The sequence below is a fragment of the Pseudoalteromonas xiamenensis genome, assembly GCF_030994125.1.
GTDB lineage: Bacteria > Pseudomonadota > Gammaproteobacteria > Enterobacterales > Alteromonadaceae > Pseudoalteromonas > Pseudoalteromonas xiamenensis_B.
Genome location: NZ_CP099917.1, coordinates 3,556,439 through 3,568,937 on the forward strand (window position 1 = coordinate 3,556,439; position 12,499 = coordinate 3,568,937).

General features: G+C 43.8%; 10 protein-coding genes and 8 tRNA genes. 14 read left to right on the plus strand and 4 right to left on the minus strand.

Annotated features, from left to right (window positions below; genetic code table 11):
• Positions 1-17: 17 nt before the first annotated feature.
• Together NI389_RS16645 and gloB are read right to left on the minus strand one after the other, a co-directional pair.
• On the minus strand, positions 18-1,589 hold the full coding sequence (locus NI389_RS16645) for a LysM peptidoglycan-binding domain-containing protein (RefSeq protein WP_308360942.1): 1,572 nt from the start codon (positions 1,587-1,589) through the stop codon (positions 18-20).
• Positions 1,590-1,704: 115 nt separating this feature from the next.
• A complete protein-coding gene (gene gloB, locus NI389_RS16650) occupies positions 1,705-2,472 on the minus strand; it encodes a hydroxyacylglutathione hydrolase (protein WP_308360943.1) in 768 nt (255 codons plus the stop codon).
• A gap of 51 nt (positions 2,473-2,523) precedes the next feature.
• Here gloB and NI389_RS16655 point away from each other — a divergent pair, with 51 nt between their 5' ends.
• Positions 2,524-3,288: a class I SAM-dependent methyltransferase gene (locus NI389_RS16655; RefSeq protein WP_308360944.1), complete on the plus strand. Its 765-nt coding sequence runs from the start codon at positions 2,524-2,526 to the stop codon at positions 3,286-3,288.
• Between the two features lie 29 nt (positions 3,289-3,317).
• Here the strand turns inward: NI389_RS16655 and rnhA are convergent, their stop codons facing one another.
• A complete protein-coding gene (gene rnhA / locus NI389_RS16660; protein WP_308362584.1) occupies positions 3,318-3,788 on the minus strand; it encodes a ribonuclease HI in 471 nt (156 codons plus the stop codon).
• Between the two features lie 69 nt (positions 3,789-3,857).
• On the opposite strand from rnhA, the gene dnaQ reads away from it, so the two are divergent.
• The 13 genes from dnaQ (at position 3,858) to NI389_RS16725 (ending at position 10,664) form a co-directional block, all read left to right on the plus strand.
• The gene (dnaQ, locus tag NI389_RS16665) at positions 3,858-4,571 is read left to right on the plus strand and encodes a DNA polymerase III subunit epsilon (RefSeq protein ID WP_308360945.1); all 714 of its coding nucleotides are present in this window, start codon (positions 3,858-3,860) and stop codon (positions 4,569-4,571) included.
• A 9-nt stretch (positions 4,572-4,580) separates the two neighbouring features.
• On the plus strand, positions 4,581-5,978 hold the full coding sequence (locus NI389_RS16670; protein WP_308360946.1) for a TIGR03503 family protein: 1,398 nt from the start codon (positions 4,581-4,583) through the stop codon (positions 5,976-5,978).
• Positions 5,979-6,076: 98 nt separating this feature from the next.
• Positions 6,077-6,153 (plus strand) — tRNA-Asp (locus NI389_RS16675).
• A 56-nt stretch (positions 6,154-6,209) separates the two neighbouring features.
• Positions 6,210-6,286 (plus strand) — tRNA-Asp (locus NI389_RS16680).
• Between the two features lie 56 nt (positions 6,287-6,342).
• A tRNA-Asp gene (locus tag NI389_RS16685) sits at positions 6,343-6,419 on the plus strand.
• 55 nt (positions 6,420-6,474) lie between these two features.
• A tRNA-Asp gene (locus NI389_RS16690) sits at positions 6,475-6,551 on the plus strand.
• A 55-nt stretch (positions 6,552-6,606) separates the two neighbouring features.
• A tRNA-Asp gene (locus NI389_RS16695) sits at positions 6,607-6,683 on the plus strand.
• Positions 6,684-6,738: 55 nt separating this feature from the next.
• Positions 6,739-6,815: transfer RNA gene (locus NI389_RS16700), tRNA-Asp, on the plus strand.
• A 55-nt stretch (positions 6,816-6,870) separates the two neighbouring features.
• Positions 6,871-6,947, plus strand: a tRNA-Asp gene (locus tag NI389_RS16705).
• 55 nt (positions 6,948-7,002) lie between these two features.
• A tRNA-Asp gene (locus NI389_RS16710) sits at positions 7,003-7,079 on the plus strand.
• 354 nt (positions 7,080-7,433) lie between these two features.
• Positions 7,434-9,239, plus strand: a complete 1,806-nt coding sequence (locus NI389_RS16715) for a S8 family peptidase (RefSeq protein WP_308360947.1) — start codon at positions 7,434-7,436, stop codon at positions 9,237-9,239.
• 10 nt (positions 9,240-9,249) lie between these two features.
• The gene (locus NI389_RS16720) at positions 9,250-9,669 is read left to right on the plus strand and encodes a hypothetical protein (protein WP_308360948.1); all 420 of its coding nucleotides are present in this window, start codon (positions 9,250-9,252) and stop codon (positions 9,667-9,669) included.
• Between the two features lie 242 nt (positions 9,670-9,911).
• A complete protein-coding gene (locus NI389_RS16725) occupies positions 9,912-10,664 on the plus strand; it encodes a substrate-binding periplasmic protein (RefSeq protein WP_308360949.1) in 753 nt (250 codons plus the stop codon).
• Positions 10,665-10,735: 71 nt separating this feature from the next.
• On the opposite strand, the gene NI389_RS16730 is transcribed toward NI389_RS16725, so the two are convergent.
• Entirely contained in the window at positions 10,736-12,358 is a 1,623-nt protein-coding gene (locus NI389_RS16730; protein ID WP_308360950.1) for an alpha-glucosidase family protein, read from the minus strand.
• Positions 12,359-12,499 lie beyond the last annotated feature (141 nt).

Consider the following 12,499-nt stretch of genomic DNA (forward strand, 5'->3'; position numbering starts at 1 on the left):
CCCTCAACGGGCCTTTTTTAGGTTCTTTTTACATCGACTTTTAATTTCAATTTCTGGCCAGGTTGCAGGTACTTCTGACCATCTAAATTATTCCACTTCACAATTTCATCGACAGTGAGATTAAACTTACTCGCGATTCGCGCCAGAGAATCTCCACGACGCACTTTGTATGTGATCGTGCGGTTTACAGATTGCAAATTTTCTGACGGTTGTTGAGCTGCCTTGGTGTCTTTAAATACGGTGAGTTTTTGACCCAAACGCAATACTGCAGAGTCTCGTAATTTATTCCAACGCGCCAGCTCTTTCACTGTAACGTCGTACTCGCGGCTGATGTCCCAAAGCGTATCGCCACTTTTCACAACATGAGTCACTTTTTCTTGCATGACTTTGTTTGCGGCGACACGGACTGCGTTCGGTAAATGTTCACTTTGCAGAGCACCTTCGCTCAGCGGTACTAACAATTGCTGACCAATTCGGATGATATTGTTGTCGAGGTTATTTAGTTTCTGAATTGCACTCGGTGAAGTTGAAAACTTCTTCGCAATCACTGACAAACTATCACCTTTCGCTACTTGATAGTATTGCCAACGCAAACGGTCTTTAAGCTCGGTTTTGGCCAATTTTTCATTAAAGGCGTCCACTTTATCGATTGGAAGTAACAGGACGTGCGGGCCATCCGGATCCGTTGCCCAGCGATTGAACCCTGGGTTTAAGCGGTATAATTCTGTTAAAGAAACGTCTGCCATATCCGCTGCAAGCGCTAAATCAATTTGGCCACCTATATCGACAGTATCGACGACCTGTGCGTTGATTATCGGGTTCCACTTCACACTAAACTCGTCTTGTCGTCTTAGTAAATCTGACAAGGCTAGTAATTTGGGGACGTATGCCGTTGTTTCTCTTGGTAAATCTAAAGACCAGAAATCGGTCGGCAAGTGCTTTTTACGGTTTTTTCGGATAGCGTTAAGCAAACGGCCTTCGCCAGAATTGTATGCAGCAATCGCATTCAACCAGTCGCCTTCCAACGTTTTATGCAAATAGCTCAAATAGTCGAGCGCAGCACGAGTTGATTGCACAATGTCTCTACGCCCATCAAACCACCAATTTTGTTTCAATTGAAAACGCTCGCCTGTTACAGGCATAAATTGCCAAATACCAGATGCACTTGCGTGTGAAAAACCAAACGGGTCGAAAGCACTTTCGACGATTGGTAGCAGTGCTATTTCAATCGGCATTTCACGCTTTTCAACTTCTTCAACGATGAAATACAAATAAGGTTCTGCACGTTTTGCAATACGATCTAGGTACGCTTGGTGTGCTTGATAATAATTTCGTTCTGCAACAACTGGGCGATTTTGAGGTACAGGGATGGATAGCTGGTAGCGAATACGTTCCCACACGTCGTCAAATACTGGAGCGGGTTCCTCTTCTTCTGTAACTTCTTCCGATGCCATCAATGCATCCGACACATCCTGCGGTGATGCAAAGGTTAAGTTCTTTGAAGAATTATCTAACTGCGCTTGATCAGGTGACATCTGACACCCAGCCAAAATAGCCGCTAGTAATACAATAAGAGGGGACTTGCTCATTATTAACCCTTATGTTGGCAAAAACTCGACAAGTCTACCCGCTTCATTGCAATTTTTGAAGTATAAGGCTCGTTCAGCTTGGTGATTTTTTGTAAGTCTATAGTCATATTGAGCGTTAAAAATGGTCTTTCCATTTTCTAAGAGCGGCAAATCGATTCTCAGGTAAGGCTGTGTCGTCAACATATTGAGGAGGGCAATTCTCTAAAATGTTGTCAAGAGAGGCTCTTAAAAATGGATTACAGCGTTTTTGTTCGCCAATACTTGTTGGTATAGTCAGTTCAGCACTTGCCCTCATTGAATCTATACGCTGCTTGATACGGTGTAAATCAGTGTTGTCGGGCTCTACCGATAGAGCAAATCTGAGATTAGCCTGCGTGTATTCATGAGTGCAATATACCAATGTTGAGTCGGGTAAGGCAGCGAGTTTTGTCAGACTCTGCCACATTTGTTTCGCGGTCCCTTCAAAAAGTCGACCACACCCTCCATGAAAGAGCGTGTCTCCTGTAAAAGCAAATTCATCACAGACATAACATATGTGATCAAGTGTATGACCCGGTGTTTCGATAATTCGAAGTACTTTGCCGAGCACATTGACCGTATCCTGCTCAGTCAGTTTTACGTCAATACCGTTAAATGGACTATTAGCTGGGCCATACACGCACGAGTCAGGGTAGGCTGCTTTTAACTCTTTTACGCCATCCGTGTGATCCCAATGGTGGTGAGTCAATAATATTCCTTCAAGCTGCAAAGTATATCGACTTAATGCTTGCTTTACTGCTTGTGCATCGCCAGGATCAACAACAAAAGCGGTTTGCGTTGCGCTATTTTTGATAAGCCAAATGTAATTATCATTAAAGGCGGGAATTGCCTCTACTTGCACCATTGTGATTAGCTCGTTAAAGTGTTGGTGCGATTAGTATAACGAGCATATTAAATGAAACCAGCACTTAGTTTCTTGCAGGGCCCCAAACCGCTGGATTGGCGAGATTTTCCGCATGGCGATTATATTCGCTGTGATATTGAGCGGAAAATGGCGCCTTGGCTGCCAAGAATGTTTGGTTATCATATGCTTAAACTAGGCAGTTTAAGTGGCCAGCTCGATACCTCTAAAAGTCCGATTAAACATCAAGTTTGTGTTGCGCCCTTTGGTAAGCATGTGGGTGTTTATGCGGAAATAGACGAATTACCTTTTGCTGAAAATAGTGTTGATGCTTGTATTTTAAGTCAATGCTTAGAATACCATTCGGATCCACATCACATTTTGCGTGAAGCCCATCGAACGCTAATTCCTGGAGGGTATATTTTGATTTCAGGATTTAACCCGTTTAGTTTAACAGGTCTTGCACATCTTCTGCCCTTTAGCAGTCAAAAGTTACCTTGGTCAGGACGCTTTTTCACGCCGGCGCGCGTTAAGGATTGGCTCGATTTGTTGGGGTTCGAAATTATTGCCGATGAGCGTTTTATACATTCTTCACTCGCAAGAGGCAGTCGATTATCCCGCTTTGCACCGTGGAGAAGATTTTGTAAGCATTACTTAAGGCCGATGGGTAGTGTGTACATGCTGGTGGCTAGAAAGCGCGTAACACCGCTTACACCCATAAAACCGAAGTGGCATGCTCGCGCTAGACCGACGTTTGCGCAGGTTAAAAATGCAGGTCTGCGCCAAACGTGTGATCATAAATGTGAGAGTCATGATTAATGTTTAAGCATCGAGCTTAATGTTTGTAGCTACTCCGGTTTGTAACCAACATCTGCGATTAAGTTGGACGACGTTGCGGCTTCACGTGCAAGCGTATCAACACGTTCATTGAAATCATGACCGCTATGACCTTTAACCCAGAACCAGTCTACTCTTGGGTGACGCTTAACTGCCTCATCAAGGCGTTGCCAAAGGTCAACATTTTTGACGGGTTGTTTGGAAGCGGTACGCCAATTGCGTTTCTTCCAGTTTTCTAACCAACTTTCAATGCCTTGTTTGACATATTGACTATCAGTGACGAGTTTTACATTACAAGGCTGAGTTAGGGTTTCTAAACCAACAATCGCAGCCATTAACTCCATACGATTGTTCGTTGTTAATGTATAGCCTTGGTTGAGTTCCTTTTTATGCTTGCCGTACATCATTAAAACGCCATAACCGCCAGGACCTGGATTACCTAAACAAGAACCATCTGTATAAATCTCTACTGTTTTTTGCACGTATTTACCGCTTTTTATGTAGAATGACATTATTAATCGCTAACCATATCAAAGTTACGGCGTTTAGACATGCTAAAAAGACAAATAGTACTAGATACAGAAACGACGGGTATTGACCCAAAAGCAGGGCACCGCATTATCGAAATTGGTTGCGTCGAGCTCATAAATAGACGCTTAACAGGTAATAATTTCCACGTATACATTAATCCAGACCGCGACATAGAAGATGAAGCGATTGACGTACACGGTATCACGAATGAGTTTTTACGCGATAAGCCTCGTTTTCACCAGATAGCACAAGAGTTTATTGATTTTATAAAAGGTGCTGAGCTGGTAATTCATAATGCGCCGTTCGACGTCGGTTTTATGGACCATGAGTTTGCAGCACTGAAGCAGAATATTCAGCCAACTCGTGAAATGTGTCAGGTTTTAGACACGCTCGACATGGCAAGAAAGATGCATCCAGGACAAAAGAATAGCCTTGATGCATTATGTCGCCGCTACGACATTGATAACTCCAAACGTACACTTCACGGCGCTTTGCTGGATTCCGAGATTCTAGCTGATGTTTACTTAGGTATGACGGGTGGGCAAGCTAAGCTCAATTTGGGTCAAAATGCGGAATCGTCAAACCAAAGCGAGCAGGGCGGGATTGTGCGTCTTGGTGAAAATCGAAAACCACTCAAGATTGTATATGCCTCTGCCGATGAAGTAATTGCGCACGAAGAACGTATGCAATTAGTAGAAAAAGCCTCAGGTGGGTCTTTGTGGTTTAAACAATAGAGGATAGAAATGACTTTAATACTTCGCGTTTGTTTTTTCGCGGTTTTGGTTTTAGTTGGTTCGTTTGCATATGCTCAAACTGACGAAGACACAAAGAAATATGGTCTTACCATGTTAAAGCGCGATGGTGTAGTCAATGAAGTACCGCTGTTGAATAATCGATTTCGTATCGATTATAAGGTCGAAGAAATTACCATGTTGTTCTTCCGTCGTCCTGGTGCTCCGCCAGTGGTGCTTGTGCAACCCGATGGGAGTAAGCTCTATCCTTCACATGCGATGGATAATGAAAACCTAGATTGGTATGACGAAGTAAGCTACGACTTAGTGATTATCCGCCACCCTACACCGGGTCCTTGGCAAGTTGTCGGACAAATCCAAAAAGACAGCAGAATTATGATTCTGGGAGACATTACGTTAGATGTCGACCCTTTACCTCCACTGATATTCCAAGGTGAAACACTGAAAGTAACAGCTCGAGTATTAAACGATGGCAGCCCAATTAGCGTTGGCTACTTTCGTGATGTTGTCACACTGTACGTTGAGTTTGTTAGCACCAACAACGACCAGTACGATAATTTTGGAGCGGGTACAAAAAGTGTTACTGAGTTTCGTGATAACGGGCAAGACTTTGACGAGCGTCCAATGGATGGTGTATTTACCGGGGAATTTAAGTTGTCGTTTCCGGCCGGAGAGTGGAGGCCTGAGTTTTCAATACAAACGCCTATCCTCAAACGTCGAGTCGTCAAAGCGCCATTAGTGGTAGCAGAACCTCCCTTTAACTTCAACATGACGCTGGCATCAGATGGTGATCCATCAGATCATTTATTACAAATTCGCATAGATCCAAATGTCGCTAAACCAGATACGGTGATTTTTCAAGGGAAAATCTTCTACCCAAATGGCGAAGAGCAACTCTTTACGTTAGGGAAGGAAACGAGTTTATATCGAGAGCTTTCAGTTAAAAACTATGACTGGGGACGTTACAGTATTGAGATATCGGCATTTGGTGAAAACATTAATGGTCGAGAATTTATGGCGACGCTGCCGCTTTATAAATTTGAAATAGAGCGTCCAATAGAAAAAGTACCAGAGATCCTGAAACCGCTTGTTGAAACGCCCCTTGAGCCAGAACTTCCGCCGGAACCTGAAATTTCAACCGAGATGATGGTGACGATTATTGTGCTTGGTAACATGGTCATCTTGTTACTCGGTTGGGCTGCTGTACGTGTTTTCGTCCAAAACAAACCGCTTTTACCAAAATTAGCGATGCCAAGCTTGCCGAATTTGTTCAAGAAAAAGTCTTTAGATTTGGACGAGTTAGAAAATGAACAAGATGAGAACAGTGATTCTGAACAAAAAACCAACGACTCCGGTGATATTTTGAACCTTTCGATGAAGGAACGCTAAATTTCGTAGTTTTTTTCAAAAAAACTGTTGACTCAGATAGGGGTGATTCGTATTATTCACGCCGCTGTCAGGGCACATGCCCAACAGCAACGAAATGTGGAGCGGTAGTTCAGTTGGTTAGAATACCGGCCTGTCACGCCGGGGGTCGCGGGTTCGAGTCCCGTCCGCTCCGCCACTTTCAGACAGCACAGTCTCAAACGCAGTGAATCAACACTTAAAAAATCCCAAAGTGGAGCGGTAGTTCAGTTGGTTAGAATACCGGCCTGTCACGCCGGGGGTCGCGGGTTCGAGTCCCGTCCGCTCCGCCACTTTCAGACAGCACAGTCTCAAACGCAGTGAATCAACACTTAAAAAATCCCAAAGTGGAGCGGTAGTTCAGTTGGTTAGAATACCGGCCTGTCACGCCGGGGGTCGCGGGTTCGAGTCCCGTCCGCTCCGCCACTTTAGACAGCACAGTCTTTAAACGCTGCGAATAAACGCATTAAAATTCCCCTATGGAGCGGTAGTTCAGTTGGTTAGAATACCGGCCTGTCACGCCGGGGGTCGCGGGTTCGAGTCCCGTCCGCTCCGCCACTTTAGACAGCACAGTCTTTAAACGCTGCGAATAAACGCATTATAATTCCCCTATGGAGCGGTAGTTCAGTTGGTTAGAATACCGGCCTGTCACGCCGGGGGTCGCGGGTTCGAGTCCCGTCCGCTCCGCCACTTTAGACAGCACAGTCTTTAAACGCTGCGAATAAACGCATTATAATTCCCCTATGGAGCGGTAGTTCAGTTGGTTAGAATACCGGCCTGTCACGCCGGGGGTCGCGGGTTCGAGTCCCGTCCGCTCCGCCACTTTAGACAGCACAGTCTTTAAACGCTGCGAATAAACGCATTAAAATTCCCCTATGGAGCGGTAGTTCAGTTGGTTAGAATACCGGCCTGTCACGCCGGGGGTCGCGGGTTCGAGTCCCGTCCGCTCCGCCACTTTAGACAGCACAGTCTTTAAACGCTGCGAATAAACGCATTAAAATTCCCCTATGGAGCGGTAGTTCAGTTGGTTAGAATACCGGCCTGTCACGCCGGGGGTCGCGGGTTCGAGTCCCGTCCGCTCCGCCATCACTAAAGATACATTTCTCATCTTTCAATAAATTCTTAGGCTCTCTTCTTTAATTGTTGCTTTTTATTCATTTATATTCCTTTTTTATTTCAAATCTCATCGAATGTCTAAAGTTTAACTAGCTGATATATATGACTAAAAGTCACAATTTATCTTTCGAGACATCATTGCCTATTCAGCGCAGTAAAGACCGATATTAGGTATAAATTATATAAAATTGTTATCAAATAAATTCACATATTTTTCATAGGGTTGTAATTTAAAAGCTGACAGCGTTGTCTTTTGGTGTTGCTATATGGTGAACAAGGTGTTATCAATAGTTCCCCTTTCGGGGTCTATAGTCAGAGGATAACATGAATTATAAGAAGAATTTAATTGTACTCTCGATACTGAGTGCAGCTACAAGTGCCTATGCGAACACGTCACCTGAGTTACCGTTAACGAAACGAGATCCGCTCACTTTCCAACAATGGCATCTACAAAACGTAGGTCAAACAGGTTTCTCTAAATCGGCGGGCACCGTTGGGCAGGACCTTAACGTCGATTTTGCTGATCGAATGGGCATTAAAGGTCGTGGTATTACGGTGTCTGTGATCGATACGGGAGTAGAAATCAGTCACCCAGATCTTGCGGGCAATGTGGTACCTGGATCTCGTAACTTAATCGATGGCTCGGATTACCCTCTAGACAACCATGGTCATGGTACATCCGTCGCTGGACTTATTGCTGCAGTAGAGGGCAATAATATTGGTGGTAGAGGCGTTGCTCCATATGCAAATTTGGTTGGTTTCAACTATCTAGATGAACAGTCTATGGCTTCTTGGATGGTCTCACACGGCCTATCAGAGGATTTTAGGGCACTAGATCGTTTTACGGACCCTCGCGTGTTCAACCAAAGCTACGGAAGTACTCCTGCATCACCTCGCAATGGTGATTTATCAAATGATCCTGCCGCTGAACTTGAAGAAGCAATAATGCAAGATATCACGCTCAACAGCCATTGGGGGCGTGGAGCAATATACGTGAAATCTGCAGGTAACTCGTTTGGATACTACAACACGTACATCAATGGTGTGAAGTACCTTGTATTGCCTTATGAAAATAAAGAGTTTTTCAATAACCAAGGTTTACCATTTCATGATGCAAATATCACGGTAGATAATGCGTCAAATTGGAACTTAGTCGTCTCAGCGCTCAATGCTGATGGTAAATTAGCCTCTTACTCATCTGTCGGGTCTAATATCTTTTTAAGTGCACCAGGTGGCGAATACGGTGAAGATGCACCTGCTATGGTTACAACAGACTTAACGGGCTGTGATAAAGGGATGAACCAGACCGGGCCTCATGGAAACTCGCTTCATGGTGGTACCGAGCTTGACCCTGAGTGTAACTACGCAGGTACGATGAACGGCACATCTTCCGCTGCACCAAACACCTCAGGCGCTATTGCAACTGTCATGTCTGCAAATCCAGCGCTGGATTCTCGTACAGTTCGTCATCTGTTAGCGTCAACAGCACGAAAAACGGACCCAACAAATCCAGGTGTGATGTTATCGTTTGAGAATGCCCAAGGCGAGATGGTTTCCTATGATGCTATACCGAGTTGGCAAACAAACGCGGCAGGCTACAACTTCCATTATTTTTATGGTCTTGGCGCTGTCAATGTCGATGATGCGGTATTCAAGGCATTATTTACAGGCGTATCTTTACCAAAGCTGCAGGTGACCGATTGGCAAAAAGAAGTCGCAGACATTGCTATTCCTGATGCAAGTCTTGATGGCGCAGTAAGTGCGATGCAAGTTGATCAAGATTTAACAATCGAAGCGGTTCAACTAAAAGTGAACATTGACCACGAACGCGTTCGTGACGTCGCTATTGAACTGACCTCGCCATCTGGCACACGAAGTGTGGTTTTAAGCCCTAGAACGGGTTTCCTACGTGGAAACGAAGGTGGATTCACGGATGCGCTGATGTTAACTCACCATTTCTATGGTGAAAACTCAAAAGGCAATTGGACTATCAAAGTACTTGATACAGACAAAGGTAATTCATATACCCTAATTTACAATCAATCAGCAGGTCTAATTGGTTATAACAGCAAAAACAATGAACTAGCTGGTGTATTAAAAGACTGGTCTTTGAAAATTTACGGTCACTAAGGAGCAATCAATGAAAAAATTATCTTTGCTAGCAGTCTTGGTTCTTGCACCTAGTGTTTTTGCCAAATCACCAATCAATGTAGAAGAGCTTCAAGTACTACAGATCCAACCAGAGACTGTTTTGGATGGTTCTGCATTTGTAACAGTTGATGGGGCGGAAAGTGTACAAAAAGGCCAGATCCTCGTGGGGGAAAATGGTCTAGATGCCTATCGTGCAACTGGTGAGGTTGTTATCAAGCTCGCGTCTGTTGCAGATGCTGACAAATTAGCCCAGACACATGGTTTGACACTTAAACAAGCATATAAGCAATACTATATTGTTACGGCGTCAAAGACGAACTTGAACGATGTTATTACCTCGTTGAAGCAGGACGGAACAGTGTTGTCTGCAAGCCTCGACCTACGGGATTTAGGTGTGTCAGTAAAATAACTGCAATCTAGGTAAGCGTTATCGAGCGATAGGGAAACCTGTCGCTTTTTTTGGCGTATATTGCCGCTAATTAACCGATTTTTTAAAAAGTACATCAATCTCAAGTCTTCTCGACTAGCCTTATACTAGCGTCTATTTTTATAAATGATTGTCACTCACGTGACAATATCATCTTTGTTTTGTAATTCGGCACGATAAACCAATTAGCGTTTTCCATGATTTTGAACTTACGGATCCATGTGATGAAGTTGAACCGGGCTAATCTAATCATTATGTTGAGTATTTTCTTTATGTACCCATCTTATGCTGTACAGCCTAAGATCAATTGGTATACGGAAGACTATCCTCCCTTCAATTACATGCATGAAGGGCAAATTGAAGGCATTTCAATTAAGGTGTTACGTGCTATGTACGAGAAATTGGATTGGACGTTTGATGAAGCAGACATTCTTTTAATGCCTTGGGCTCGTGTCTATAAAACACTCGAAGATAGTCCTAACGCGTGCGTATTCTCAATTACTTTTACAGAAGAAAGAGCGAGGCAATTTAACTTTATTGGACCGATGATCCAGAACACCGTTTCACTTATAGGGCATAAAGAAAGCGATTATTCAGATGTCGATTTGAAAAATATACCGGGGCTCAAAGTTGGCGTTGTGAAAAATGATATTGGTCATCAACTTCTCGTCAAAGAAGGGTTTCATGAGTATCAATTTGTTTATCTAAAAACAGGTTACGAGCTCGTCCGTATGCTGAAATTGAAACGGGTCGATCTGATTGCTTATGGAGATGTCATTGCGCGCTTTCAGTTTTCACGGGCACATATAGATTCGAACAATTACAAAATCATTGCGCCACTATATCAATCTTTTTTGGGGATGGCGTGTAATAAAGCGGTTGATGGTGAAGTGATCAAAACCTTAAATCAAACACTTGTTGAAGTATTAAAAGTACATCCTAGTTTAGCAACCTGGAATGAAGAAAGTGTTCAATAAAAACCTGATTTGATTGTTTATTAAGTTCTCAGTCGGAAGATAAGCCCACAGATTTCTGTGGGCTTATTGGGTTAGATAGTTGCGAAAAAGCAACCAAATCCAGGAAGTCTAAGTTCACCTGAACTGTATTCTCCAGTGTGGTGAGAAAGTTCTTTGTGTTCAAACATTGATGCCAGATCAATGTCCATTGAAGCTTCTACCGCGCCTAGGTTGAACGCACATAACATCGTTTCACCTTCAAATGTACGGTAGAACGCTAATACCGGCTCAGCAGTGTCAATGAATTCAATGTTGCCATACTTCAAAATGGATTTGTCCGCTCGCCACGCCATAAATTCACGATAGCGGTTTAAAACAGACGTGGGTTTTGAAGCTTGTTGGTCAACTGTTAGACTGGCGTGTTGTTCACCCATAGGAAGCCACGGTTTCGCTTTACTGAAACCTAAATGATCACCGTCCGCAGTCCAAGGCATTGGGGTACGGCAACCATCGCGACCTTTAAAGTTCGGCCAGAATGTTTTGCCGTAAGGATCTTGCAGATCTTCAAAGGCAACATCGGCTTCGCCAAGCCCAAGTTCTTCTCCTTGATACATGCAGATACTGCCACGTAAAGAGCCTAATAGCGAAGTCAACATAGAGGCTTGGAGTGGTTGTCCATTGCCACCAGATTGGTCCCAACGCGACGCGACTCGTTCTACGTCATGGTTGCTAAACGCCCAACACGGCCAACCTTCGGTCATCACTTCTTCTAAACGCGACACGGTTTCACGGATGTATTTTGCACTGTAGTCATTGGTTAGAAGCTCGAAGCTATAACCCATATGCAATTTATTGCCATCGGAAGTGTACTCCGCCATTGTTTGGAGAGAATCTTCCGACGAAATTTCACCTAGGCTAACAGTTCCCGGATAGCGGTCGAGAAGGGTGCGGATCTCTTCCATAAAGGCCAAATTTTCAGGCTGTGTGTTGTTGTAGTAATGATATTGGAAGGCGTAAGGATTATCTTCACTAAAACCACGGCCTTGGCGCAACTCTTTCGGTTTCGCAGGATTATCACGTAGCTGTTTGTCATGGTAGCAAAAGTTAATTGCATCCAAACGGAAGCCATCGACCCCTTTTGCGAGCCAAAATTCAACATTGGCAAGTACGGCAGCTCTTACTTCCGGGTTATGGAAATTAAGGTCTGGCTGTTCGGTCAAGAAGTTATGTAAGTAATATTGACCACGTCTAGGTTCCCATTGCCATGCAGGGCCGCCAAAAATCGATAGCCAGTTGTTAGGCTGTGTTCCATCTGGTTTAGAGTCCGCCCAAACGTACCAATCTGATCTGTCGTTATCTTTACTTTCTCGACTTTCTAAGAACCATTGGTGTTGATCTGAAGTGTGGCTTAACACTTGGTCTATTACGATTTTAATATCACGTGCGTGTGCTTGTTCAATTAACGTATCGAAGTCTTCTAAATCACCAAACATCGGGTCAATATCTCGGTAATCCGAAATATCATAGCCAAAGTCTTTCATCGGAGATTTGAAAAATGGTGAAATCCAAATAGCATCCACACCTAGGCTTTTTATGTAATCTAGTCGCTTTATGATCCCTTGCAGATCACCAATGCCATCACCATTCGTATCCTGAAAACTACGTGGATACACTTGATAAATAACAGCACCTTTCCACCACTCGTTGTTTGCCATGCACCTTCTCCGTCGTTGCGTCCATAGGCCTTCTTAAGTTGTATGAAGAATACGTTATAGACTTTGGAGAGTAAAAAGTCTGCATACGTATGCACGGGAAATCGTCTTTCAGAATTTGTTAAAGAATGTGACTGAAATTGG

Bases quoted from the DNA above. Each gene is read 5' to 3' on its own strand.
- NI389_RS16645 (WP_308360942.1), bottom strand. From the start codon at position 1,589: ATGAGCAAGTCCCCTCTTATTGTATTACTAGCGGCTATTTTGGCTGGG.
- gloB (WP_308360943.1), bottom strand. From the start codon at position 2,472: ATGGTGCAAGTAGAGGCAATTCCCGCCTTTAATGATAATTACATTTGG.
- NI389_RS16655 (WP_308360944.1), top strand. From the start codon at position 2,524: ATGAAACCAGCACTTAGTTTCTTGCAGGGCCCCAAACCGCTGGATTGG.
- dnaQ (WP_308360945.1), top strand. From the start codon at position 3,858: ATGCTAAAAAGACAAATAGTACTAGATACAGAAACGACGGGTATTGAC.
- NI389_RS16670 (WP_308360946.1), top strand. From the start codon at position 4,581: ATGACTTTAATACTTCGCGTTTGTTTTTTCGCGGTTTTGGTTTTAGTT.
- NI389_RS16715 (WP_308360947.1), top strand. From the start codon at position 7,434: ATGAATTATAAGAAGAATTTAATTGTACTCTCGATACTGAGTGCAGCT.
- NI389_RS16720 (WP_308360948.1), top strand. From the start codon at position 9,250: ATGAAAAAATTATCTTTGCTAGCAGTCTTGGTTCTTGCACCTAGTGTT.
- NI389_RS16725 (WP_308360949.1), top strand. From the start codon at position 9,912: ATGAAGTTGAACCGGGCTAATCTAATCATTATGTTGAGTATTTTCTTT.
- NI389_RS16730 (WP_308360950.1), bottom strand. From the start codon at position 12,358: ATGGCAAACAACGAGTGGTGGAAAGGTGCTGTTATTTATCAAGTGTAT.